General features: G+C 66.5%; 24 protein-coding genes, 1 other RNA gene and 1 riboswitch. Of the genes, 6 read left to right on the forward strand and 19 right to left on the reverse strand.

The window, feature by feature from the left end; translation table 11 throughout:
* Nucleotides 1-38: 38 nt before the first annotated feature.
* Nucleotides 39-1,679, reverse strand: coding sequence for a phosphoglucomutase (alpha-D-glucose-1,6-bisphosphate-dependent) (pgm, locus tag L1892_RS15725; RefSeq protein WP_235724551.1), 1,641 nt, complete (start codon nucleotides 1,677-1,679; stop codon nucleotides 39-41).
* Nucleotides 1,680-1,872: 193 nt separating this feature from the next.
* On the opposite strand from pgm, the gene L1892_RS15730 reads away from it, so the two are divergent.
* Nucleotides 1,873-2,496 (forward strand): alpha/beta hydrolase, encoded by a 624-nt coding sequence (locus L1892_RS15730; protein ID WP_235724552.1) that lies wholly within the window; start codon nucleotides 1,873-1,875, stop codon nucleotides 2,494-2,496.
* 110 nt (nucleotides 2,497-2,606) lie between these two features.
* Here the strand turns inward: L1892_RS15730 and ssrA are convergent.
* The 10 genes from ssrA to L1892_RS15780 form a co-directional block, all read right to left on the reverse strand.
* Nucleotides 2,607-2,979, reverse strand: a transfer-messenger RNA (tmRNA) gene (gene ssrA / locus L1892_RS15735).
* A 75-nt stretch (nucleotides 2,980-3,054) separates the two neighbouring features.
* Nucleotides 3,055-4,464: a glutamate decarboxylase gene (gene gad / locus L1892_RS15740; RefSeq protein ID WP_235724553.1), complete on the reverse strand. Its 1,410-nt coding sequence runs from the start codon at nucleotides 4,462-4,464 to the stop codon at nucleotides 3,055-3,057.
* Between the two features lie 136 nt (nucleotides 4,465-4,600).
* A complete protein-coding gene (locus tag L1892_RS15745; protein ID WP_235724622.1) occupies nucleotides 4,601-5,821 on the reverse strand; it encodes a glycoside hydrolase family 27 protein in 1,221 nt (406 codons plus the stop codon).
* 78 nt (nucleotides 5,822-5,899) lie between these two features.
* Nucleotides 5,900-6,373, reverse strand: a complete 474-nt coding sequence (smpB, locus tag L1892_RS15750) for an SsrA-binding protein SmpB (RefSeq protein WP_235724554.1) — start codon at nucleotides 6,371-6,373, stop codon at nucleotides 5,900-5,902.
* 52 nt (nucleotides 6,374-6,425) lie between these two features.
* Nucleotides 6,426-7,334, reverse strand: a complete 909-nt coding sequence (ftsX, locus tag L1892_RS15755; RefSeq protein WP_235724555.1) for a permease-like cell division protein FtsX — start codon at nucleotides 7,332-7,334, stop codon at nucleotides 6,426-6,428.
* Nucleotides 7,335-7,423: 89 nt separating this feature from the next.
* Nucleotides 7,424-8,110, reverse strand: coding sequence for a cell division ATP-binding protein FtsE (gene ftsE / locus L1892_RS15760; protein ID WP_235724556.1), 687 nt, complete (start codon nucleotides 8,108-8,110; stop codon nucleotides 7,424-7,426).
* A gap of 67 nt (nucleotides 8,111-8,177) precedes the next feature.
* A complete protein-coding gene (locus L1892_RS15765; protein ID WP_235724557.1) occupies nucleotides 8,178-8,690 on the reverse strand; it encodes an Rv3103c transmembrane domain-containing protein in 513 nt (170 codons plus the stop codon).
* Nucleotides 8,683-9,639 (reverse strand): mechanosensitive ion channel family protein, encoded by a 957-nt coding sequence (locus L1892_RS15770; RefSeq protein ID WP_235724558.1) that lies wholly within the window; start codon nucleotides 9,637-9,639, stop codon nucleotides 8,683-8,685. Before L1892_RS15770 ends, L1892_RS15765 begins: the two co-directional genes overlap by 8 nt.
* Before the next feature lies 1 nt (nucleotide 9,640).
* Nucleotides 9,641-10,756, reverse strand: a complete 1,116-nt coding sequence (gene prfB, locus L1892_RS15775) for a peptide chain release factor 2 (RefSeq protein ID WP_235724623.1) — start codon at nucleotides 10,754-10,756, stop codon at nucleotides 9,641-9,643.
* Between the two features lie 67 nt (nucleotides 10,757-10,823).
* Complete coding sequence (locus L1892_RS15780; RefSeq protein WP_235724559.1) at nucleotides 10,824-11,222, reverse strand: hypothetical protein; 399 nt, start codon at nucleotides 11,220-11,222, stop codon at nucleotides 10,824-10,826.
* A 107-nt stretch (nucleotides 11,223-11,329) separates the two neighbouring features.
* Here L1892_RS15780 and hisN point away from each other — a divergent pair, with 107 nt between their 5' ends.
* Both hisN and L1892_RS15790 read left to right on the forward strand, forming a co-directional pair.
* Nucleotides 11,330-12,151 carry a histidinol-phosphatase gene (gene hisN, locus L1892_RS15785; protein WP_235724560.1) on the forward strand — a complete coding sequence of 274 codons (822 nt, stop codon included), beginning with the start codon at nucleotides 11,330-11,332 and terminating at the stop codon, nucleotides 12,149-12,151.
* Nucleotides 12,152-12,254: 103 nt separating this feature from the next.
* Nucleotides 12,255-12,650, forward strand: coding sequence for a VOC family protein (locus L1892_RS15790; RefSeq protein ID WP_235724561.1), 396 nt, complete (start codon nucleotides 12,255-12,257; stop codon nucleotides 12,648-12,650).
* Between the two features lie 25 nt (nucleotides 12,651-12,675).
* Here the strand turns inward: L1892_RS15790 and L1892_RS15795 are convergent, their stop codons facing one another.
* Together L1892_RS15795 and L1892_RS15800 are read right to left on the reverse strand one after the other, a co-directional pair.
* On the reverse strand, nucleotides 12,676-13,335 hold the full coding sequence (locus L1892_RS15795) for an MBL fold metallo-hydrolase (RefSeq protein WP_235724562.1): 660 nt from the start codon (nucleotides 13,333-13,335) through the stop codon (nucleotides 12,676-12,678).
* Between the two features lie 73 nt (nucleotides 13,336-13,408).
* Nucleotides 13,409-13,777 carry a DUF2752 domain-containing protein gene (locus L1892_RS15800; protein ID WP_235724563.1) on the reverse strand — a complete coding sequence of 123 codons (369 nt, stop codon included), beginning with the start codon at nucleotides 13,775-13,777 and terminating at the stop codon, nucleotides 13,409-13,411.
* A 272-nt stretch (nucleotides 13,778-14,049) separates the two neighbouring features.
* Between L1892_RS15800 and L1892_RS15805 the strand changes: the two genes are divergently transcribed.
* Nucleotides 14,050-15,435 (forward strand): acyl-CoA dehydrogenase family protein, encoded by a 1,386-nt coding sequence (locus tag L1892_RS15805; RefSeq protein ID WP_235724564.1) that lies wholly within the window; start codon nucleotides 14,050-14,052, stop codon nucleotides 15,433-15,435.
* A 30-nt stretch (nucleotides 15,436-15,465) separates the two neighbouring features.
* A complete protein-coding gene (locus L1892_RS15810) occupies nucleotides 15,466-16,689 on the forward strand; it encodes an acyl-CoA dehydrogenase family protein (RefSeq protein ID WP_235724565.1) in 1,224 nt (407 codons plus the stop codon).
* Between the two features lie 295 nt (nucleotides 16,690-16,984).
* Here L1892_RS15810 and L1892_RS15815 read toward each other — a convergent pair whose 3' ends face one another.
* The 5 genes from L1892_RS15815 to L1892_RS15835 all read right to left on the reverse strand — a co-directional run bounded on the left by L1892_RS15815 (nucleotide 16,985) and on the right by L1892_RS15835 (nucleotide 21,148).
* Complete coding sequence (locus tag L1892_RS15815; RefSeq protein ID WP_235724566.1) at nucleotides 16,985-17,512, reverse strand: universal stress protein; 528 nt, start codon at nucleotides 17,510-17,512, stop codon at nucleotides 16,985-16,987.
* A 27-nt stretch (nucleotides 17,513-17,539) separates the two neighbouring features.
* Nucleotides 17,540-17,908 carry a fluoride efflux transporter CrcB gene (crcB, locus tag L1892_RS15820; protein WP_235724567.1) on the reverse strand — a complete coding sequence of 123 codons (369 nt, stop codon included), beginning with the start codon at nucleotides 17,906-17,908 and terminating at the stop codon, nucleotides 17,540-17,542.
* Nucleotides 17,905-18,420, reverse strand: coding sequence for a fluoride efflux transporter CrcB (crcB, locus tag L1892_RS15825; RefSeq protein ID WP_235724568.1), 516 nt, complete (start codon nucleotides 18,418-18,420; stop codon nucleotides 17,905-17,907). The genes crcB (L1892_RS15820) and crcB (L1892_RS15825) overlap by 4 nt, the downstream gene beginning before the upstream one ends.
* Before the next feature lie 19 nt (nucleotides 18,421-18,439).
* Nucleotides 18,440-18,529: riboswitch (Fluoride riboswitch) on the reverse strand.
* A 106-nt stretch (nucleotides 18,530-18,635) separates the two neighbouring features.
* Nucleotides 18,636-20,705 (reverse strand): propionyl-CoA synthetase, encoded by a 2,070-nt coding sequence (locus L1892_RS15830; RefSeq protein WP_372475129.1) that lies wholly within the window; start codon nucleotides 20,703-20,705, stop codon nucleotides 18,636-18,638.
* Nucleotides 20,624-21,148, reverse strand: coding sequence for a MarR family winged helix-turn-helix transcriptional regulator (locus tag L1892_RS15835; protein ID WP_235724570.1), 525 nt, complete (start codon nucleotides 21,146-21,148; stop codon nucleotides 20,624-20,626). The genes L1892_RS15830 and L1892_RS15835 overlap by 82 nt, the downstream gene beginning before the upstream one ends.
* Before the next feature lie 69 nt (nucleotides 21,149-21,217).
* Between L1892_RS15835 and L1892_RS15840 the strand changes: the two genes are divergently transcribed.
* Complete coding sequence (locus L1892_RS15840) at nucleotides 21,218-22,123, forward strand: alpha/beta fold hydrolase (RefSeq protein ID WP_235724571.1); 906 nt, start codon at nucleotides 21,218-21,220, stop codon at nucleotides 22,121-22,123.
* Between the two features lie 2 nt (nucleotides 22,124-22,125).
* Here the strand turns inward: L1892_RS15840 and L1892_RS15845 are convergent, their stop codons facing one another.
* Complete coding sequence (locus tag L1892_RS15845) at nucleotides 22,126-22,737, reverse strand: MSMEG_1061 family FMN-dependent PPOX-type flavoprotein (protein WP_235724572.1); 612 nt, start codon at nucleotides 22,735-22,737, stop codon at nucleotides 22,126-22,128.
* Nucleotides 22,738-22,744: the final 7 nt, after the last annotated feature.

Consider the following 22,744-nt stretch of genomic DNA (forward strand, 5'->3'; position numbering starts at 1 on the left):
TTGGTTCGAGGACTGCGTTGAGCACGCGGCGGTGACCCTCAAACCAGTACCGAGTCGACCAGTTCCTGGGCTTGCGCCTGCACCGTCGCGAGGTGATCGGCGCCCTTGAACGACTCTGCGTAGATCTTGTAGACGTCCTCGGTCCCCGACGGGCGAGCGGCGAACCACGCGTTCTCCGTGGTCACCTTGAGTCCCCCGATCGGCGCCCCGTTCCCCGGCGCCTCGGTGAGGACGGCCGTGATCGGTTCGCCGGCAAGTTCGGTCGCGCTGACCTGATCGGCCGACAGCTTCCCGAGAAGTGCCTTCTGTGCCCGTGAGGCCGGCGCGTCGACGCGGGCGTAGGCGCTTTCGCCGTAGCGGTCGGCCAGTTCCCGATAGCGCTGCGACGGTGTCTTGCCGGTCGTCGCGAGCATCTCCGATGCCAACAGCGCCAGGATGATCCCGTCTTTGTCGGTCGACCACGGCTTGCCGTCGAAGGTGAGAAACGACGCGCCCGCGCTCTCCTCTCCACCGAACGCGATGCTGCCGTCGAGCAGCCCGTCGACGAACCACTTGAAGCCGACCGGGACCTCGAGCAGTTTGCGGTCGATCCCGGCGACGACCCGATCGATCAACGATGAGCTGACCAGGGTCTTGCCCACCGCCGCCTGTGCACCCCAACCCGGGCGGTGCGTGAACAGGTAGTCGATCGCCACCGCCAGGTAATGATTCGGATTCATCAAGCCGCCATCGGGGGTCACGATGCCGTGACGGTCGGAGTCGGCGTCGTTACCGGTGGCGATGTCGTAGCGCTCGCGCGCCGAGATCAGCGACGCCATCGCGTTCGGCGAGGAGCAGTCCATTCTGATCTTGCCGTCGGTGTCCAGCGTCATGAACCGGAACGTCGGATCGACCGTCGGGTTCACCACGGTCAGGTTCGTCAGGTTGTACCGGAACCCGATCTCGGCCCAGTAGCCGACCGACGCACCACCCAATGGATCGGCCCCGATGTGGATACCGGCATCGCGGATGGCCGACATGTCGACCACCTCCTGAAGATGATCGACATAGGTTGCGGTGTAAGGATATTCGTGGATGAATTCACTGCTGCGGGCGCGTTCGAACGGAATCCGGTTGACGCCGGAGAGGTTGTCGGCGAGCAGTTCGTTGGCCCGGCGCGCCACCACCGAGGTGATACTCGTGTCGGCCGGCCCACCGCTGGGTGGGTTGTATTTGAACCCACCGTCGCGCGGCGGGTTGTGCGACGGGGTGACGACGATGCCATCGGCAAGCACACCGGGGTTGGCCTGGTTGAACCGGAGGATGGCGAAACTCACTGCCGGGGTGGGCGTGAACTTCTCGTTCTCGGCGATGTAAACGGTGACCTCGTTGGCGGTGAGTACCTCGAGTGCGCTGCGCCACGCCGGAATCGAAAGCGCATGGGTGTCGAAGCCGATGAACAACGGCCCGGTGATCCCCGCCGACCGACGGTACTCCACGATCGCCTGCGTGGTGGCCAGGATGTGGGCTTCGTTGAACGCCCCGTCGAGGCTGGACCCACGATGACCCGAGGTGCCGAACACCACCTGCTGCATCGGATCGTCGGGGTCGGGCACCCGGTCGTAGTAGGCCCGCTCGACCGCGGCGACGTCGATCAGGTCCTCGGGGAGCGCCGGTGTTCCTGCTCTCGGATGTGCCATGCCGCAATTCTGCCATCGGAACCGATCCGAACGTCGGCATCGTACGAATGATTACTGTGGGCACCGACTCAGCAGGCCCGCCCCCGAGCCCGGACACAGGAGGATCGTCTGGCATGCACGTCGTCGAGGCACGCACCGTCGCACAGGTGCGCCCACCGGCCACCCGGTCGTCCGCCAGAGCCGGCAGCTCGTCGTGCTGAAACGTGATCCGGCGACGTCAGGTTCGGACCGCACCGAGCTGGTGGTCCTGGTGTTGCCGGGCGGAACGGACCGCAGCTACCGGCCGTTCAGCCCACGCCAGCCGTCAGCGCTGCGGATGTACCCGTTCACGTGGTCGATCCGGGCGCGCTTTCGCAACCGGGTACGTGTGCACCAGGTGCGCTACCGCTTCTACGGATGGAACGGCGCACAGAACTGTCCGGTCCACGACGCCCGCAAGGCACTCGACGATCTGACGCGCGAGCATCCGGGCGTACCGGTGGTCCTCGTCGGCCACTCGATGGGCGGACGGGTGGGTGCGCACCTCGCGGCCGACAGCCGAGTCGTCGGACTGCTCGCACTGGCACCGTGGTGGCAGCATGCCGATTGGCGTCACATCCGCGACGGCGTCCGGGTGGTCGCGGTACACGGCACCGATGACACTCGGACCTTCGCGCGCCGGACCGAGCGAGGTGTGCACGAACTCGACGAACGCGGGGTGGACGCCACCTTCGTCCCCGTGCCCGACGGCAAGCACGCGATGCTCGATCACATCGGACTCTGGCAGAACGCCGCCCTCGATTTCGTCGGCACCGTCCTGCGCGCACATCACCCGTAGCCCGCGCTCCCAAACGCCACCAGCACGGCGGTCACGAAAGGCCCTAGACGCGCCTACAAACAAAACCAAGAAAAGCACGAAACCCCCGACCAGGCGGTCGGGGGTCTCGTCGGTGGAGCTGCCGGGAATTGAACCCGGGTCCTCCGTCGCTTCGGTAGGGCTTCTCCGTGTGCAGTTCGCTATGCCTCTACTTGAATCTCCCGGTCACGCGAACAAGCCGAGATGACGATCCCAGTCGCTGTTTGATGTCCCGCTGCCGTCCGCGACCGACGACAGCGGTGAGCTCCCTGAGATGATGCCGGCATCCGGGTGCGGGAGCAGACCCGGGCCGACAGACTAGCCTCGCTGATCAGGCAGCGAGTGCGTAGTCGCGCTGATTCTTATCGGCGCTTAATTGGTTGCTACGACGCTTAACGGTGGTCTCTAGCCTGCACCGACACGCTTCCCCTACCTCGACGCACGCAGTCGAAACCGATCAGCCCCGAGGTAGCACCCGCCGAATTTCGACGAGCACTTCAGTCTAACAACGGCTGCCGACGGTTTCATCCCGGTATCGCCTCAGTGGTGGAAGTGCGACCCCGTGCCCTCCCGCGGCATCGGCGACTCCAGGTTGTCGAGGAAGGCGATCTCGCTCTCGATGTCCCGCAACAGCGCGGCACCGAGATCACGACTCAAACCCGCCCGCACCACGATGCGCTGCAACGTCATGTCGGCGAGGTCATCGGCCATCGGGTAGGCCGGCACCAGCCACCCCTTCATCCGCAATCGGTCCGACAGATCGTAGAGCGTCCACTTGTCGGTATAACCGGGCTTGAGCTTCCACGCGAACACCGGGATGGTGTCACCCTTGCTGACGAGGTCGAACGGCCCCATGTCGCCGATTGCCGCGGACAGATACTGCGCGACGTCGAGCGACTCCTGCTGCACCTGCCGATATCCCTCACGACCCAACCGCAGAAAGTTGTAGTACTGCAACAACACCTGCGCACCGGGCCGCGAGAAGTTCAGCGCGAGCGTTGGCATGTCGCCGCCGAGATAGCTGCAGTGGAACACCATGCTCTCCGGCAACGCCGCGGCATCGCGCCACACGATCCAGCCCAGCCCCGGATACACGAGACCGTATTTGTGGCCGGAGGTGTTGATCGACACCACCCGCGGCACGCGGAAGTCCCACTCCAGATCGGGCTGGCAGAACGGCGCGATCATGGCGCCGGATGCACCGTCGACGTGGATCTTGATGTCCAGGCCCGTCGACGCCTGGATCTCGTCGAGTTTCGCCGAGATCTCTTTCACCGGCTCATACAACCCGTTGTAGGTCACCCCGACGATTGCTACCACGCCGATTGTGTACTCATCCACGTACTTCTCGAGTTCGTGGCCGTCGAAGACGAAATGCTCCTCGCTCACCGGCACCCACCGCGGCTCCACCTCGAAGTAGTTGAGGAACTTCTCCCAGCACACCTGAACGGCGGTCGACAGCACCAGATTCGGTTTCTCGATCGACTTGCCCTCGGCTTTGCGGCGCGTCTGCCAATGCCGCTTGAGCGCCAGGCCACCCAGCATCGCCGCCTCCGACGACCCGATCGTCGACGTCCCGATCGAGTTCTCCACGTCTGGCACATTCCACAGATCGGCGATGATCCGCCAACACCGATCCTCGATCGCGGCGGTCTGCGGATATTCGTCCTTGTCGATCATGTTCTTGTCGTAGGTCTCGGCGTAGAGTCGACGCGCCTCGTCGTCCATCCAGGTCGATACGAAGGTCGCGAGGTTCAGCCGCGCGTTGCCGTCGAGCATGGCCTCGTCGTGCACGATCTGGTATGCCGTCTCGGGCAGACTCATCTGGTCGGGAATCGTGAACTTCGGCAGCTCGGTGGATTCACCGGGGCGGACGAACACCGGGTTGAGGGTGAGGTTCGCGCCGATATTGGTCGTGTGCCGGGCATTGGTGTGTTTGCGGTCGGTCATCGTCAGCTCCTGAGGGTGGCGAAATCGATGAGTCTGCGTGTGTCGACGCGGGTCCACAGTGCCCTGACCTCGCGGCCACATCGGATCATATCGAGAACGCCGCGCCCACCGGCTGTTTCGGACAACCGGCGAGGCGTCAGGCGATCTGCAGCAGCACGGTGTCGTTGACCGCGACGTCGACGGTGAGTTCCCCGTTGGCGGCCTGGTATTGCCGGCCGGTCCAGGCATCGACGGCGCTGACGGTGGCGTCGCCGACCAGACCGAGACTTCCCAGTGAGACCGACATGGCGCGCGGATGATCGGCCCGGTTGGTCAACGACACGACGAGCCCCTTGTCACCGATGGCGCGGGCCCAGATCTCCGCGTCGTCGTCGACCGGCGCGCCGGCGCTGACCCGATCGTCTTGATCGATCACGATGACCGCGCGGTTGCCCAGCAGGTCGAGCGTCTGCGTCGACATCCGCGTGAGATCGTTACCGGCGATGAGCGGCGCCGCCATCATCGCCCACATCGACATCTGCGTACGCTGCTGGGCCAGGGTGAGGCCGGGGTTGCCGTCCACGCCCACGACGAGCATGTCGGGATCGTTGAACGCCGACGGCCCGACCCGGGACGCGAGCGGCGCCACGGCGTCGACGATGTCGATCACGCCCTGCGCGCCGGAATCGTCGGCGTTGGTCGACCACACAGGGGTGATGTCGTTGGTGACCCGGGTCATGGTCGCGACGCCACCCCAATCGAATTCGGCTCCCGGAACCGATTCCGCGACGCCACTGTTGGGGTTGATGCTGTACACCATGGGTCGCCCGGTGTCGCGGATCGCGTCGCGCATCGCGGTGAACGCCGACACCTGGTCGTCATGGTCGGCATTGCTCGAGCACCAGTCGTATTTCAGATAGTCGACCTGCCAGTCGGCGAAGGTCTGGGCGTCGCGGCCCTCGTGGCCGCGACTACCGGTGGCACCCGGGTAGGTACCCAGGAATTGGGTGCAGGTCTTGTCGTCGGCGCCGGCATACAATCCGAACTTCAGCCCGCGGTCGTGCAGATACTGTCCGAGTGCCGCCATCCCGGAGGGAAATCGACGCGGATCGGCCTGCAGCGACCCGTCGTCGGCGCGCTCAGGCGCGGCCCAGCAGTCGTCGACGACGACGTAGCGATACCCGGCGTCACGTAGCCCGGTCACCACCAGCGCGTCGGCCTGCTCGCGGACGATCTGTTCGGTGATATTGCAGCCGAAGGTGTTCCAACTGTTCCACCCCATCGGCGGGGTCACCGGCACACCGTCGATGGCGACTCCGTCACCGCCGATGCGGCCCTCCGGATCGGGGGTGCAGGCGAGGAGACCGAGCATCGCCATCACTACCACAAGCGCGAGTACGACGATGTGGCGACGACGTGGCGACAGGGCCTCGGGCTCCGGATCTCGGGGCACCTTTCACATCCCTTTGACGCGCCGACCGATCTCGCGCTCCACCTCACGCTGCGCCGTCCGGCGCGCGATGTCGTGGCGCTTGTCGTGGGCCTGCTTGCCGCGGGCGAGTGCCAGTTCCACCTTGACCTTGCCGTCGTTGAAGTACATCGACAGCGGCACCAACGTGAGATTGCCGTCGCGGATCTTGCCGATCAGGTTGTCGATCTCACGGCGGTGCAACAGCAGTTTCCGGTTGCGACGCGGAGCGTGGTTGGTCCACGACCCGCTGCCGTATTCGGGGATGTGCACGGCGCGCAGCCAGATCTCGCCGTCGTCGACGGTCGCGAAGGCATCGGCAAGCGATGCCTTGCCACCGCGCAGACTCTTGACCTCGGTCCCCAACAACGCGATACCCGCCTCGTAGGTGTCAAGGATGGTGTAGTTGTGACGCGCCTTGCGGTTGGTCGCGATCACGTTGCGACCCTTCTCCTTCGCCATTCCTGCACCTCCTCCTCGTCCCTATCTCTCCTGCCGATCTCGCCGGCCCCGATCATTCGCGCACATAAACCCGCAGTGTCACATACGAGGTGACACCCGACAGCAGGATTCCGGCCAGGATCAGCCACGGCGACACGAACAGCACGTCGGAGATCCCGATGCGGGCCAGGATGTTCACACCGTACAGATCGCGTAGGGCGTTGTCGAAGAAGAAAACCTTGGCCGCGAACAACCCACCGATCGCGAGGAACGCACCCACCAGCGCGGCGACCACCGCCTCGAGCAGGAACGGCAACTGCGTGTACCAGCGGGTGGCACCGACCAGGCGCATGATCGACACCTCGGTGCGGCGGGTGAACGCCGCGATCTGCACGGTGTTCACGATCAACAGGATCGCCGCCACCGCCAAGACCAGGGCGACCGCGAACGCGGCGTTCCGGGTTCCGTCGAGCACGCTGAAGATGCGCTGCACCAGCTCGCGTTGGTCGAGTGCGCCGTCGACACCGAGATCCTTGCGGTCCTTGTACTTGTCGAGCACCGCGCCGAACTGGGCCGGGTCGGACATCCGTACCTTGAGCGACGCAGGGATGGTGCCCTCGCGGATGTTGTTGGCGATGTCGGGATTGTCCTTGAAGGTCTGTTTGGCGGCCTCGAACGCCTCCTCACGGTCGATGAAGGTGACCGACCCGACGCCCGGCTCGTTCTCGATGTCGGTACGTAGCTCCGCACACGGCGACTCCTGGCAGTTCGGGTCGGCGTCGGAGACGGCGTCGTTGACGAAGAACTGCATCTCGACTCGGTCCAGGAAGATCTGCTGACTTTTGTCGGCCATCTGGATGACCAGCAGGCCACCGCCGAACATGCCCAGGGTGATCGCCGTGGTGAGGATCATGGCGATGGTCATGGTGACGTTGCGTCGGAAACCGTTCAGGACCTCGCTGATGATGAAGTTCGCTCGCATGGGTCTGTGCGCAGTCCTTACCGAAGTCGATGGTGCGAGAGTCGAGGTGCGGGCATTGCCGCGCACGGGGCCGGGCGCGGCAGCGGCGGTCAGCCGATGCCGTACACCCCTTGCGGATCGTTGCGGACCAGGTGGCCGTTGTCGAACTCGAGCACCCGTCGGCGCATGGCGTCGACGATGTGCCGGTCGTGGGTCGCCATGATCACCGTCGTGCCACGCCGGTTCACCCGGTCGAGGACGTCGACGATCTCCTCACTGGTCTCCGGATCGAGGTTTCCGGTCGGTTCGTCGGCGAGCAGCAGCAACGGCCGATTGACGATGGCCCGCGCGATCGCGACACGCTGCATCTCACCGCCGGACAGCTCGTTGGGCATGCGGTCGGCTTTGCCGGACAGTCCGACGTAGTCGAGGACCTCTGGGACGATGCGCCGAGTCGTCGACGGTGACTTGCCGATCACCTCCAACGCGAACGCGACATTGTCGGCCACCGACTTCTGTTGCAGCAGTCGGAAGTCCTGGAAGACGCAGCCGATTGATTGTCGCAGCTTGGGCACCATCCGCCCCTTGAGCGTGTTGACGTGGAAATCTCCCACGTACACCTCGCCCGAGGTGGGCTTGTCCTCTTTCAGGAGCAACCGGAAGAAGGTCGACTTTCCCGAACCCGACGGACCGATCAAAAAGGCGAACTCCCCCTTGTCGACCTCGAGGGTGAGGTCGGTCAAGGCGGGCCGACTGGACGCCTTGTACTTCATCGTGACGTTCTCCAGCTTGATCACGAGAAGCCAGTGTAGCCACGGCCGCTGAGTTCTCCGCTCAGGTTCGGCGCGGCCAGGTCGCGGCTGGTCAGCGCTGCGGAACTGTAGTGGTCTCCGGCGTGCGGCCGAAATTCGGGATCACCACACCGGGTAGTCCCGGCACGGTGCTGCGCGTCTGGGTCCCCGTATCGCCGGTGCCCGAGCCCGGTTCGGGCTCTGTGTCACCATCGGGGCCGTCCACCGAGTCGGTTGTCGTGGTGGTGGTGGTGGTGAGCGAGGTACTCGACGGGGTCGAGGACCAGCTCGGCTCAGGGGTGACGGTGGTGGACACCGACGTGCGGGCCGGTGCAGCGGGCGGCTGGACCACCCCGTAGCGCTGCGAGGTGTAGCCGTACAGGATGCTCGAGCCGAGGAACGCGATCAGCAGAACCGCGGTGCTCGTTCGCAGGCGGGTCTTGTAGACGTGTCCCCAGTCCCGGAAGCGTTCCGGGATGATGGGGCGGGGCTCGTCGGCGCCATCTCGCTTGCCTCCCGGATCGGTCCCCGCACCGTCGCGCGTCGCGGGCTCTTTCTCGGATTCGTCGTCGGGCCGATCAGCCATTGCGATCACGCCCCTTGCCGGCCTCGTCGGCCATCGTCGCGGGCGGTCCGCCGCCGGCCTGGACACCCACGGGTGCGACGGTGATGCCCTCGCTTGCCAGCGCGCGCACGATGTCAATGCGCAACGCCCGGCTGACGTCGAACTGTTTGCCGGGTAGCGTGCGGGCGACCATCCGGACCGTGATCGAGTCGAGTTCGAGGTCGATGACGCCGAGCGGTGACGGCGAGTCGAGCAGGAGATCGTGCCAGCGTGGTTGCTCGTAGAATGCATCTCCGACGCGGTCGAGGACCTCGTTGACCATCGCGATGTCCGCGTCGGCCGGCACGGGCACGTCGACCACGGCGCGCGCCCAATCCTTGGACAGGTTGGTGGCCTTGACGATCTGCCCGTTGGGCACCGTGATGACCTCACCCTCGGAGGTACGTAGTTTGGTGACGCGCAGCGTGACATCCTCGACCGTGCCCTCGGCCTGACCGTTGGCCGACACGGTGAGAACCACCACGTCGCCGTACCCGTACTGCTTCTCGGCGACGACGAAGAATCCGGCGAGGATGTCCTGCACGATGCGCTGCGCACCGAAGCCCAGCGCCGCACCGAGCACGGCACCCGGTCCCGCCAGGCCGGTGATGGGTACCCCGAAGATCACCATGATGCGCACGATCACGATGATCGCGACGATCACGATGAGCGTCCACGCCACCACATCCACCAGTGCGCGCCGATGTTTGGCGTCCTCGGTCTGGACGATGAGGTCACTGGAGTCAAATTGGGTCTTGAGCCGGGCGGCATAGCCGTCGGCACCCCACCGGATGCACCGGATGACGAGCAGTCCACCGAGAATCCAGATGAGGATCTCCAGACCGTCGGTGGCTGCCCAGACATAGAAGCGCCCGAGCACCGCTTCGGTTGCGCCGGGAGCGAATGCCAACGGCGTCACAACGGCCGCCATGTCAGGCGTCGGCAGCAGCCATACGCCAGCGGATACCGGCTTCGATGAACTTGTCGATCTCCCCGTCGAGGATGGCGGTGGGGTTGTTGTCCTCCACGTTGGTGCGCAGGTCCTTCACCATCTGATACGGATGCAACACGTACGAACGCATCTGATTCCCCCAGCTCGAGCCACCGTCGCCCTTGAGCGCATCGAGTTCTGCGCGCTCCTCCTGGCGCTTACGTTCGAGAAGTTTGGCCTGCAGCACGCGCATGGCCGACGCCTTGTTCTGCAGCTGACTCTTCTCGTTCTGACAGGTTACGACGATGCCGGTGGGTATGTGGGTCAGCCGGACCGCGGAGTCGGTGGTGTTGACAGACTGACCACCGGGGCCCGAGGAGCGATACACGTCGACCTTCACGTCGTTCTCGTCGACGTCGATGTGGTCGGTCGTCTCGACCACGGGGAGCACCTCGACCTCGGCGAATGACGTCTGCCGGCGGCCCTGGTTGTCGAACGGGCTGATGCGCACCAGCCGGTGGGTGCCCTGCTCCACCGAGAGCGTGCCATACATGTACGGCGCCTTCACCGTGAAGGTGGCGCTCTTGATGCCGGCTTCTTCGGCGTAGGAGGTGTCGTAGACCTCCACTCCGTAGTTGTGCTTCTCGGCCCAGCGGATGTACATCCGCATCAGCATCTGCGCCCAGTCCGCCGCGTCGACGCCACCGGCACCGGATCGGATGTTGACCAACGCGTCACGTTGGTCGTACTCGCCGGCCAGCATTGTCTTGACCTCCATGGCCTCGACGTCGGCCTTCAGTGACGCCCGCTCGGCGTCCGCATCGGCCAGCGCGGCGGTCTGGTCGTCACCCTCCTCGGCCTCCGCCAGCTCGTAGTGCACCGGCAGGTCGTCGAGCCGCTGACGCAACTCGGTGACCCGTCGATACTCCGTCTGGGCGTGCGAGAGCTCGCTGGTCACCCGCTGCGCGTGGTCCTGGTCGTTCCACAGGTCTGGATCGGAGGCCTGCATCTCCAGCTCGTCGATCCGACGGCGCAGCTCGTCGAGGTCGAGCACCTTCTCGACCGTGGTCAAGATGGTGCCGATGGATTCGAGGTCTGCGGTTACGTCGGGATGCACGGTCATCAAGACTACCGTCGCGAAACCCGGCCGGGCTGCCCCCCGCCCTCGATCTGTCCCGAACCGCTCAGGCGTTCGGCATCGGACCCGGGTCCTGCGCCGGATCGGCGGGGGGCAGTTCGCCGAACCGCCACGACGAGGTCGCCTTGCCGGGCTTGTACACCACTGGTAGGTCCGCACCGATCTGCGGCCACGGATCCGCGTCACCGAGCACCAGCGTCCCGTAGACCTCGGCGGGCTCGGTCTGCGGACCTACGATCGTGCCGGACACGGTGCAGAACCGCTCTCCTTTGGCGTCCCCTTGGTCCGGACGCTCACTCACGCCGGTGACCGTGAAGGTGCCCTGCACGAACTGCGCCGCGCGCGCACCCGACAGCCCTTGCGGGCTGCGGCCACGCTGCCACTGCACGACGAGCGCCACCAGAACCGCCGCGATGACCACCGTGAAACCGACCGCAAGCAACATGTGCGTCAGCCTACCGGGCGGCGTCGGGCAAATCGGACGTTCGCCGGGTCCGCAGTGAGTGGTCCACGGCTGGGTGGTCGGCAGCCGGGTGGCGCTACCCTACCGGCATGCCACACGACAGCGCTGCCACCGGCCACGGGCTCCCCGACGATCTCGAGCTCGCGTTGTCGTTGGCCGATTCGGCGGATGCGTTGACAATGCAACGCTTCGGGGCGATTGACTTGCGGGTGGACGACAAACCCGATCTGACGCCGGTTTCCGACGCCGATCTGGCCTGCGAGACGATGGTGCGGCAACGCCTCGCTGCGCGTCGCGCCGACGACGCGGTCCTCGGCGAGGAGTTCGGCGGCGACGCGGTACTGCGCGGTCGGCAGTGGGTGGTGGACCCCATCGACGGCACCAAGAACTTCGTCCGCGGCGTGCCGGTGTGGGCCACCCTCATCGCGCTGCTCATCGACGGCCGACCCCGGGTCGGGGTGGTCTCGGCTCCCGCGCTGCGACGACGTTGGTGGGCTGCGGAAGGGCTGGGCGCGTTCACGGTGTTCGACGGGCAAGAGTTCCCGCGTCGGCTGTCGGTGTCGGCGGTCTCGGAACTGTCGTCGGCGAGCCTGGCGTTCTCGAGCCTGTCCGGGTGGGCCGAGCGAGGGATACGCGGTGAGTTCATCGCACTCACCGACCGCGTCTGGCGGGTTCGCGGGTACGGCGACTTCTACAACTACTGCCTGGTCGCCGAGGGCGCCGTCGACGTCGCGGCCGAACCCGAGGTCTCGCTGTGGGACCTCGCCGCACTCGACATCATCGTGCGGGAGGCGGGTGGACGCTTTACCTCACTCGAGGGCGCCGACGGCCCGTCCGGGGGCAGCGCCGTGGCCACCAACGGCCCGTTGCACGGCGCCGTAGTGGAAGCGCTGCGGCCGACGACCCGATAGCGCATATGGGTGATCCTGTCCGTTCGGGGAGTTCTGCGCGCCGCACTCGCGGCCTAACGTCGGGAGAGATGCACAGAGCAGCGCAACACAAAGGAGTGGCGCCATGGCTTTTCCCGCACTCGCGCATGTGGCGGTCACAGTGACCGACCTCGCGAACAGCACCCGGTGGTACGCGGCGCTGTTCGGCGCAGACCCCGTACTCGACGAAGACGAGGAGTCTGGCGACTTCCACCACACGGTGTTCGCCCTCGACGGCGGCATGCTCTTCGGGCTGCACACGCACACATCGGCGGATCCGGATGGTGCATTCGACGAACGCCGCCCCGGCCTCGACCATGTCGCGTTCACCGTGACGGCAGACGATCTCGAGACCTGGACACGGCGGCTCGACGAGCTCGGGATCGCCCACAGCGGCATCAAGCACGCGCACTACGGATCGGGGATCTCGTTCCGCGACCCCGACAACATCGCCCTCGAGTTCTTCGCACCGCCGAGCTGAGATCCGGGGGGGCGGAGCAACCGAATCAGAGTTCGGTTGCCGACTCCTCGTCGAGGACGACGAAGTCGGTGGAAGCCGCCTTCATGTCCGCGAGCCGGCCGTAGTGCACGCCCGAACCGGCGTCGGACAGGATGGCCTGGTGGATAGGAACCGCGACCCGCGGGGCCATGGCACGCAGGTAGTCGACTGATTCGCTGAGTTTCATCCACGGCGCCGCGGACGGCAGGGCGAGGACGTCGATCTTCTCGAACGGGATGTAGAACGAGTCGCCGGGATGCATGAAGCGGCCGGTCATCGACTTGGTGTCGAGTACGTAGGCGACGTTGTCGACCACCGGGATCTCCGGATGGATCACTGCGTGCCGACCGCCGGTGAACCGCGCTGTTACCGGGCCGACCTGAGTGTGCGAACCGGCGTTGGCGATGGTCCACGGACCGGCGACGTTGTCCTCGTTGAGCTGGGTGGCCGTCTGCGGATCGGCGAAGCGCACCGCCTGCGGGTTGGCCGCGATCAGGTCGGGCAGCCGGTTGACGTCGCAATGATCGGGGTGTTGGTGGGTGATGAAGACGGCGTCGAGGTCGGTGAGTCCCTCGAAGCCGTGGGAGAAGTTGCCCGGGTCGAAGAGGATCTTGGTGTCGTCGATCTCCACCAGGACGCACGAATGACCGAAGTGTGTGATCTGCATGCATCCCACTCTGCTCTCCTGCGCAGCCGACGTCACGTCACCGCGGCGGGTCGGTGTCACACCACGAGCAGAGTCACACCACGAGAGGGAAGAGACCCCAACCGAATCCGGCATCGAGTATTCGCACAAGTCCATAGCCCAGCCACACCACGAGCACCGACATCGCAATCCGGCCGGTCAGTACGTGCTGCACCCGCCGCAGAGCACCACCGCCGGTGAGTGCCGTCCACAGCGCGATGGCGGTGACGATCACCGCCACTGCCATGGACAGCGGCCCGAACCAGTTGAACCCGATCGCTCCGACGACGTCTCCGTGTCCGAGGGCCACCCAGCTGCGGGTCAGCCCGCAGCCCGGACACGGCAGACCGGTCAGATGCGCGAAGGGACACACTCCCGGACCGCTCGACAGAGTCGTCGGCGACACCGCGACGGCTGCCCCCATCGCCGCGACCCCGACCGCCGCAACCGCGACGGCGGTCCCCCGACCCCCGCCGGCCTCAGTTCGTCCCCCGGGTATCGCTTCGTCCCCCTGCGGCAGTGGGGGCGCGAAACGATACCCGGGGGATGAACAGCCGGGGCGAACAGTCACCCGACCAGAGTAGTGCGTGACAAGTTACTTACCGAGGAGTAAGGTCTGTACTTACTATCGAGTAAGATAGGGGCCGACGCCACACCCGGCACGACCCCGACCGCCCGAGAACAGGCTGGTGAACCATGACCTCACAAACCGAAGCGCGGCATACCGAACCCCGCGATACGTCCGCCGTCGGAAAGAACCCGCATCCACGCAATTTCATCGGCACCGCAATGCGCGTGCTGACGACGGTCACCGGGTCGGAGTTCGCCGAGAAGTACAAGATCCGCGAGCCCCTCAACCGTATCGCCTACCAGGGCACCAAGACCGGCTTCCAGACGCTGGGCGCGGCCAACCGCGCGTTCCAGGCGGCGCAGGGCGGATCGGGTCAGGCCAAGCGGCTGACCACCTCGCCGAAGGGGTACTTCAACCTCACCCCCGACGACGAGCAGCAGATGATCGCCGAGACCGTTCGGGAGTTCGCCACCGAGATCCTGCGACCGGCCGCGTACGACGCCGACAACGCAGCCGCGGCGCCCGAGGACATCCTCAAGCGTTCGGCAGAGCTCGGCATCACCATGATCAACGTGCCCGAGGAGTTCGAGGGCGCCGCCGCCGAGCGCGGCGTGGTCACCAACGCACTGGTGTCCGAGGCGATGGCCTACGGCGACATGGGGCTGGCACTGCCGCTGCTCGCGCCGAGCGGTGTGGCCACCACACTGACGAATTTCGGCACCGACGAGCAGCAGCGCACCTACCTGCCCGACTTCGCCGGTGAGGACGTACCGCAGTCGTCGGTCGTGATCGCCGAACCGAAGCCGTTGTTCGACGCCTTCGACCTGGGCACCAAGGCCACCCGCGTACCCAGCGGGTACCGCCTCAACGGCGTCAAGTCATTCGTCCCGGCGGCCGGGTCATCGGAACTGTTCATCGTGGGTGCACAGCTCGACGGTCGTCCGGCGCTGTTCATCGTCGAGTCCGGCACCAAGGGCCTGATCGTCGAAGCCGACCCGGGAATGGGTGTGCGTGCGGCCGGCATGGGTCGACTGCTGTTGCAGGATGTGGCCGTCCCCGAGTCCGCGCTGCTGGGTGGGGCCGACGGTGAGGCCGCGTTCTCGGCCTACCGCGATGTGGTGCGGCTGTCGCGTCTGGGCTGGTCGGCGTTGGCCGCCGGCACCGCGAAGGCAGTACTCGACTACGTGATCCCCTACGTGAACGAGCGCGAGGCATTCGGCGAGCCGATCTCCAACCGGCAGGCCGTCGCCTTCATGGTGGCCAACATCGCCACCGAGGTCGATTCGATCCGTCTGGTCACCCTGCGTGGCGCCGCCCGCGCCGAGCAGGGCCTGTCGTTCGCCCGCGAGGCGGCACTGGCCCGCAAGCTGACGATCGACAAGGGTCTGCAGATCGGACTCGACGGCGTCCAGCTCCTGGGCGGTCACGGCTTCACCAAGGAGCACCCGGTGGAACGCTGGTACCGCGACCTGCGGGGCGCCGGCATCGGCGAGGGCATCGTCGTCCTGTAAGGGCGCGACGGATTCGGTGAGGAAACCACTATGAGCATCAATCTCGAACTCCCCAAGAAACTGAACGCGACGATCGATCAGGCCCATCAGGCCGCGGCGGAGATCTTCCGTCCGATCTCGCGGAAATACGATCTGCGCGAGCACGATTACCCGGTCGAGCTCGACACCTTGGCCAGCCTCTACGACGGCCTTGCCGAGGCAGGCCAGGCAGGCGCAGGCGCCGACGGCGGACGCAGCCAGCAGAAGTCGGACAAGCCCCGCCCCGAAGGTGCGGTGGTCAACGGCGGCAACATGCAGTCGGTCATCAACACGATGGAGACATCGTGGGGCGATGTCGGCCTGATGCTGACCATCCCGTATCAGGGCCTGGGCAACGCCGCGATCGCCGCCGTGGCCACAGATGAACAGCTCAAGAGCTTCGGCAAGGTGTGGGCCGCCATGGCCATCACCGAGCCGAGCTTCGGTTCCGACTCCGCAGCCGTGTCGACCACGGCCACCCTCGACGGCGACGAGTACGTACTCAACGGAGAGAAGATCTTCGTCACCGCCGGATCCCGCGCCACCCACATCGTGGTGTGGGCCTCGGTCGACAAGAGCCTCGGACGTGCAGCCATCAAGAGCTTCGTCGTACCGCGCGAGCACCCGGGCGTCGAGGTGGTGCGCCTCGAACACAAACTCGGTATCCGAGTCTCGGATACCGCGGTGATCCGGTTCGAGAACTGCCGCATCCCCAAGGACAACCTGCTCGGCTCACCGGAGGTCGACACCAAGAAGGGCTTCGGCGGTGTCATGCAGACCTTCGACAACACGCGGCCGATGGTCGCGGGTATGGCGGTCGGCGTCGCGCGTGCGGCCCTCGAGGAGCTGCGTCGCATACTGGAGGAGGCCGGCGTGCAGATTGACTACGACCGCCCTGCCGCCGATCAGCACGCCGCCGCTGCCGAGTTCATTCGGATGGAGTCGGATTTCGAGGCCGCATACCTGCACACGATGCGGGCTGCCTGGATGGCCGACAACAAAGAACCGAATTCGCTCGAGGCATCGATGTCCAAGGCCAAGGCCGGGCGCACCGGCACCGACATCACCAACAAAGTGGTGGAACTGACCGGCACACTGGGCTATTCGGAGCGGCTGCTGGTGGAGAAGTGGGCTCGCGACTCGAAGATCCTCGACATCTTCGAGGGCACCCAGCAGATCCAGCAGCTCATCATCGCCCGTCGCGTGCTCAACAAGAGCAGCGCCGAGCTGAAGTAACGACGAACGTCCCGGGCCGCCCTCCGGTGGTCGAGTAGCCTTCCCTCCGGCAGTTGAGGCCCCCTCACTCCGCCGGTCGAGGCCCCCCTCCGCCGGTCGAAGCCCCTCACTCAGCTGGTCGAGGCCCCCTCGCTCGGCTGGTCGAGGCCCCCTCGCTCGGCCGGTGGAGGCCCCCTCCGCCGATCGAGGACCCTCACTCCGCTGGTCGAGTAGTCCTCGAGCCGCTAGGCGAGAGGGCGTATCGAGACCACCTGCGCCACAACTGGTCCGAGCGCGCCACCTGCTCGCTCGTTCGTCACGATTCGACGTCGGCGGGCACCACCAACAGCGGCGTCTTCCGGTTACCGATCAGCTGCTGCGACACCGACTGCCCCACCAGGGAATCCAGATATGACAGCAATCCGCCTCGTGGGCTCCCGACGACGACCATCAGCGCGCTGTAGCGATCGGCAACGGTGGCCAGCAGCTGCGCCGGGTCGCCGTGACCACTGTGGTAGGTCCACGACGCTGCGAGACCGTCGAGCAAATCCTTGGCCTCGGCGGCGTCGGACATCAACGTCGCCCGCAGCTGATCACCCCAGTCCGGGGCGTCCGGATCGATTGGTGTGTCGTCGATGTCGACCACATGCACCACATGGACATGTGCATCGAGCCTACGGGCCAGATCCACCGCATAGCGCACGGCAGCCGTGCTGGTCGGCGACCGGTCCCACCCGATCACCAGACTCGCCTGCGCGGGACGCCTCGCGGCGGGCCCTCGGATTCGTCTGCGCAGTGGCGCATCCCCGGGCCGCAGTCCGTAGTCGACGTCATCGTCGCTCATCGCCATCCCTCTCACTCGCCGCGGTGATCACACCGCCGACGCCAGTACCAGACCCGCGGCGCATGCCACCGCGCTGCCCACGACCGAGGCCAGGGCGTTGGCGGCGGCCGACAGCGACCGCCGTTTCTCCGCCAGCCGAACGGTTTCGAAGCTCGCCGTGCTGAAAGTCGTGAATCCACCACAGAATCCGGTACCGACCACCGCTTGCGCATCCGAATCGAGGGTGCCGAACATGACGGCGCCGGCGATCAGCCCCAGCAGGAACGAGCCGCTGACGTTGATCGCCAGGGTCGCCCACGGAAAGGTCGTCGCCCGCCGGCTCTTGACCGCGCCGTCGAGGACGAATCGCGCACCCGCGCCCAGCGCCCCGGCGGCCATCACGGCCAGGACGATCACGACACCTCCCCTGTCTGTCGACGCAGTGCCACTCCGGCCACCGCGATTCCCGCCCAGGCGCACACGATGCCGGCGACGACGCTCGCCAGTCCGTATCCCATCGCCAGTGGAACCGCTCCGCGATGCGACAGCAGCGACATCTCCAATGCGAAGCTGCTGTAGGTGGTGAAGGAGCCACAGAACCCCGTGCCCAGCAGCAGCCGCCACCGGCGACGCCAACCGGCGTCCTCACCGGACCGCGCCAGCCCCTCGAGGAGGGCCCCGAGCGCGAACGCCCCGATCAGGTTGACCGCGAACGTCCCCCATGGCCATCCGGTGTCGTGGTGGGGCAACAGGTCTTCGACCCAGTAGCGCAATCCCGTTCCGCAGGCACCGCCGAGCAGAACCCAGAGAATCGCCGTCGGCCGCAGATGCAGCGGTCGAACGGTGTCCGGATCTGTTGGTAACTCGGCGTGCGTGTCGGCCGGCAGTTCGTTGGGTGAAGTGTCACCCGAGATGTGATCAGAACCCATGCATCAGCCCCATCCGTCTGTCGGACCAGGAACTATCAGCCGGCGGCGGCGGTTCGGGCCCGTCGTCCACGACGATCGGGTCCGGGCGAGATCCATCACCCGACCGACACCCTACCGTCCACCGCCAGTCATCCGCCCGATCGACCCAACTGGTTCTGACCGACGTCGCACAGGTACCGAGAACGCTGCTGTCGTCTCGCGCCCTGAATCGCGGCTCAGCCGCCGAGTTGCTTGGCGAGATCGGCCAAGACGTCGGGGTCCTCGATCGTCGACGGCACGGTGTACTCCTCGTGGTCGGCGATCTGACGCATCGTCTTGCGCAGGATCTTGCCCGAGCGGGTCTTCGGCAGGGCGGGCACCACGGTCACGTCCCGGAAGGTTGCGACGGCCCCGATCTCGTTGCGCACCATGGCGACCAGCTCGCTGCGTAGGGTGTCGGATTCGATCTCGACGCCGGCCTTGAGTACGACATATCCGCTGGGCCGTTGCCCCTTGAGGTCGTCGTGGATGCCGATGACGGCGCATTCGGCCACGGCCGGATGCGAGGCGACGACCGCTTCGATGCTGCCGGTCGACAATCGGTGTCCGGCAACGTTGATGACGTCGTCGGAGCGACCGAGGACAAAGACGTAGCCATCGGCGTCGACGTACCCGGAATCACCGGTGAGGTAGTACCCGTCGAACGCGGCGAGATAAGACTTGTGGAATCGTTCCTCGTCGTGCCACAGGCCGGCCAGGGTTCCCGGCGGTAGCGGTAGTTCGATGACGATGTTGCCTTCCGCCCCGGGCCCCAGCTTCGTCCCACCGGCGTCGACGATGCCGACCCGATAACCGGGCACGGGCACCGTCGGCGATCCGGCCTTGATCGGCATCGGCTCCAGGCCACGCAGGTTCGCGGCGATCGCCCACCCGGTTTCGGTCTGCCACCAGTGGTCGACCACCGGGACCCCGAGGGTCGCGGTGGCCCACTCGAAGGTGTCCGGGTCCAGACGCTCCCCGGCAGCGAACAGCGTCCGCAGCGTGGAGGTGTCGTACTTGGCGAGTTCGGCGGCGTCCGGATCGGCCTTGCGGATGGCCCGGATCGCAGTGGGCGCGGTGAACAGTGCGGCGACCTGGTGGTCGGCGATGACCCGCCAGAATGCGCCGGCGTCCGGGGTGCCGACCGGCTTGCCCTCGTACATCACGGTCGTCGCACCGACCAGCAGCGGCCCGTACACGATGTAGGAGTGCCCGACCACCCAGCCCACATCGGATGCGGTCCACCACACGTCGCCGGCACCGATGTCGTAGATGTTGCGCATCGACCAGGTCAGCGCGACCGCGTGGCCCCCGTTGTCGCGGACCACGCCCTTCGGTTTTCCGGTGGTGCCCGACGTGTACAGGATGTAGAGCGGGTCGGTCGCCGCCACCGTTGTCGGGCCCGTCGGTTCGGCATCGGCCATCTGGGCGTCCCAGTCCAGCCAGCCGTCGTGGTCGGCCGCGCTGCCCGCGACCTCCTCGCGGTCCTTGACGATCACCGTCGCCGGTGGCGAGGCGCAGAGTTCGAGGGCCTTGGCCACCATCGGTAGGTACTCGACCGTGCGTCCGGGTTCCAGGCCGCCCGACGCCGTCACGATGGCGACGGGTTCGGCGTCGTCGATGCGTGCTGCCAGCTCGGGTGCGGCGAATCCGCCGAACACCACCGAATGCACCGCACCCACGCGCGCGCAGGCGAGCATCGCAATGGCCGCCTCGGGGATCATTGGCAGATAGATCACCACGCGATTGCCCGCCGCGACGCCGCTGGCCGCGAGCACTCCGGCAAACCGCGACACCTCGTCGAGGAGCTCGGCATAGGTATAGGTACGCACCGTCCCCACCATCGCCGAGTCCCAGATCATCGCGGTGCGGTCGCCGTGCCCGGCCGCGACATGCCGGTCGAGCGCGTTGTAGGAGGTGTTGAGGGTGGCATCGGGATACCACCGGTAGAACGGTGCGTCCGAGTCGTCGAGGGCGCGGGTCGGTGGGTTCACCCACTCGACGGCCTGTGCGGCGTCGAGCCAGAAGCCGTCCTGATCGTCGCGTGCCCGCGCGAACGCGTCGCTGTAATGCCCCATCGCCGTCGCATCCCTCTCCGAGTTGTCGGCCGCCGTAACCGTGCCGTGGTCGACTACGACCCTATCGATGTGGTCGTTGCCACGACGTTGGATTGCCGAGTGCGCGGTCAGCGGTCGCTGCGCTGCGACGGAAGGTGGCGATCGTCGCCGGGCTCCGTTCTGACCGCTTCGGTGACCTCGCGCAGAAATGCCCGGACCACCTGTCGGTGTTCGACAGAGAGGTCCGCCACCACACCCATCACGCGACCGATGAGCGGGCCGAAGAACTCCCATCCCATTGCGCGGGCGTCGTCGGTGACCCGCAGAATCACCCGGCGCCGATCGACCGGGTCCCGATGCCGCTCGACGAGCGGTCCCACTCCCTCCCGCCGCGCCGACATCCGGTCGACGAGGGCGGTCACCGACGCCGAGTTCAGCCGCAACCGGTCCCCCAGCCACCCGGGGGTGGCCACCCCACCTTCGCGCTCCCGATCCAGCAACGCGATGAGTGCACGCACATCGGTCGGGTGCATCGCACGCTCCGCCGCGAAGGCAGCCCCCTCCAGGTCGAGTGCGACGGTGAGCTCGCGGATGGCGTGGACGAGCTCGAGATCGGAGTCTGCGACCCGGTCGGGAGTCGATCGATCGGGCACCCTCCCACCTACCGTTTCTCTTGATCAGCGATTATCTTGATGAACAAGCTACCTCAGGGAGGACAACGCATGGCTCAACCGAAGGCGAAAACCGTCGCGGACTTTTCCGCGTCTGCAGCCGGCGCCGCATTTGACGATGCCTATGCGCGCCTCTTGCGGCGCTGGCCGGACGACACGACGACGAGCGAGACCGAGGGTCGGTTCGGCACCACGCACGTGACGACAGCCGGGCAGCCGAGGACAACCGGCGCAGCCGATGCACCTGCGCTCCTGCTTCTGCACGGGGGTGGCGCCACCTCGATGGCGTGGACCGCGTTGGCCGGCCACCTCGCCGGCGGCCATCGGGTGATCGCGCCCGACATCATCGGTGAGCCCGGGCGGAGTCGGAGCACCGGCGACCGGTTCCGCAGCACCGACGACCTCTGTGACTGGATCGACGAGGTACTCGACGACAGCGCAGCGCCCACCGTCGACGTGGTCGCGCACTCCTACGGCGCGATGATCGCACTGGCGTATGCACTTCGGCGTCCCCACCGGGTCCGGCGTCTGGTGCTGCTCGACCCGAACTCATGCTTCGCCGGAATGTCGGCGGCCTATCTGATCCGGGCCTTGCCCGTCCTGCTCCGACCCGACGCCGACCGGCAGCGTCGGTTACTGGTGTGGGAAACCCAGGGCGCCGACCTCGACCCCGATTGGCTCACCGTGACGACCACCGGCGTCGGATCATTTCCGTCGGCCCGGCCCGTCATCCCCCGCCGACCCCGACCACAGGATCTCCGGGCACTCGACGCCCACCGGGTCTCTGTGCTCCTCGCCCCCGACAGCCGGGTGCACGATGTCGCCCAGGTCGCGACGAATGTCCGCGCTGCGCTACCGACTGCGGCAGTGGTCACGTTGCCGGCCGGCACCCATCACACCCTCCCGATGTCGCCGAGCGACCATCTCGAGGCGGCACTCGACGCGGCCTTACGCTGAACTCAGTACAGCCACTTGCGGAACTCGGGTTCGGCGTAGGCCTTCTCGAGTTCGGCCTCGTCGAGTTCGGGCATCAGCGCCTTGGTGAGCTTGGCCGTACTCGGCACGGCGTCGGGTTCCCAGGTCTCCGGGCGCCACAGGTCGGAGCGGAGAAATGCCTTGGCACAGTGGAAGAACACTTCCTCGACGTCGACTTCCAGCGCCAGCAGCGGACGCACTCCCTTGACGGTGAGCGCGTCGAAGTAGTCTCCATCGTCGACGATGCGGGCGGTCCCGTTGATCCGCAACGTGTCTCCCCGTCCCGGGATCAGCGCGACCAGACCCACGTGCGGATTCTGCAGCACGTTCAGATACCCGTCGACGCGGCGGTTACCGGGCCGTTCGGGCAGCGCGACGCGGTGTTCGTCGAGGACGTGCACGATCTTGCCGGCTGGGTCCCCTTTCGGTGAGACGTCCATCCGTCCGGAGGCATCGGAGGTGGCCAGAAACACCATCGGACACGCCGCCAGCCACTCGACATGCACCCGATGCAGGGCGGGCCGAACCTTGTCGATCACCTTCTGATGCGGGTGTCCGACGATCTCGCGCAACTGCTGCTCGGTGGTTATCTGCACCCCACCA

The organism is Gordonia tangerina (genome assembly GCF_021556435.1).
Classification (GTDB): domain Bacteria; phylum Actinomycetota; class Actinomycetes; order Mycobacteriales; family Mycobacteriaceae; genus Gordonia; species Gordonia tangerina.

Excerpts from the sequence above, each read along its gene's own strand:
- L1892_RS15840 (WP_235724571.1), top strand. The coding sequence starts at position 21,218 with ATGGCTCAACCGAAGGCGAAAACCGTCGCGGACTTTTCCGCGTCTGCA.
- L1892_RS15765 (WP_235724557.1), bottom strand. The coding sequence starts at position 8,690 with ATGGCTGATCGGCCCGACGACGAATCCGAGAAAGAGCCCGCGACGCGC.
- L1892_RS15780 (WP_235724559.1), bottom strand. The coding sequence starts at position 11,222 with ATGTTGCTTGCGGTCGGTTTCACGGTGGTCATCGCGGCGGTTCTGGTG.
- L1892_RS15795 (WP_235724562.1), bottom strand. The coding sequence starts at position 13,335 with ATGCAGATCACACACTTCGGTCATTCGTGCGTCCTGGTGGAGATCGAC.
- gad (WP_235724553.1), bottom strand. The coding sequence starts at position 4,464 with ATGACCGACCGCAAACACACCAATGCCCGGCACACGACCAATATCGGC.
- hisN (WP_235724560.1), top strand. The coding sequence starts at position 11,330 with ATGCCACACGACAGCGCTGCCACCGGCCACGGGCTCCCCGACGATCTC.
- L1892_RS15805 (WP_235724564.1), top strand. The coding sequence starts at position 14,050 with ATGACCTCACAAACCGAAGCGCGGCATACCGAACCCCGCGATACGTCC.
- L1892_RS15800 (WP_235724563.1), bottom strand. The coding sequence starts at position 13,777 with ATGGGGGCAGCCGTCGCGGTGTCGCCGACGACTCTGTCGAGCGGTCCG.
- pgm (WP_235724551.1), bottom strand. The coding sequence starts at position 1,679 with ATGGCACATCCGAGAGCAGGAACACCGGCGCTCCCCGAGGACCTGATC.
- L1892_RS15770 (WP_235724558.1), bottom strand. The coding sequence starts at position 9,639 with ATGGCGGCCGTTGTGACGCCGTTGGCATTCGCTCCCGGCGCAACCGAA.
- L1892_RS15745 (WP_235724622.1), bottom strand. The coding sequence starts at position 5,821 with ATGGCGATGCTCGGTCTCCTCGCCTGCACCCCCGATCCGGAGGGCCGC.
- ftsX (WP_235724555.1), bottom strand. The coding sequence starts at position 7,334 with ATGCGAGCGAACTTCATCATCAGCGAGGTCCTGAACGGTTTCCGACGC.
- crcB (WP_235724568.1), bottom strand. The coding sequence starts at position 18,420 with ATGGGTTCTGATCACATCTCGGGTGACACTTCACCCAACGAACTGCCG.
- L1892_RS15815 (WP_235724566.1), bottom strand. The coding sequence starts at position 17,512 with ATGAGCGACGATGACGTCGACTACGGACTGCGGCCCGGGGATGCGCCA.
- smpB (WP_235724554.1), bottom strand. The coding sequence starts at position 6,373 with ATGGCGAAGGAGAAGGGTCGCAACGTGATCGCGACCAACCGCAAGGCG.
- L1892_RS15790 (WP_235724561.1), top strand. The coding sequence starts at position 12,255 with ATGGCTTTTCCCGCACTCGCGCATGTGGCGGTCACAGTGACCGACCTC.
- L1892_RS15810 (WP_235724565.1), top strand. The coding sequence starts at position 15,466 with ATGAGCATCAATCTCGAACTCCCCAAGAAACTGAACGCGACGATCGAT.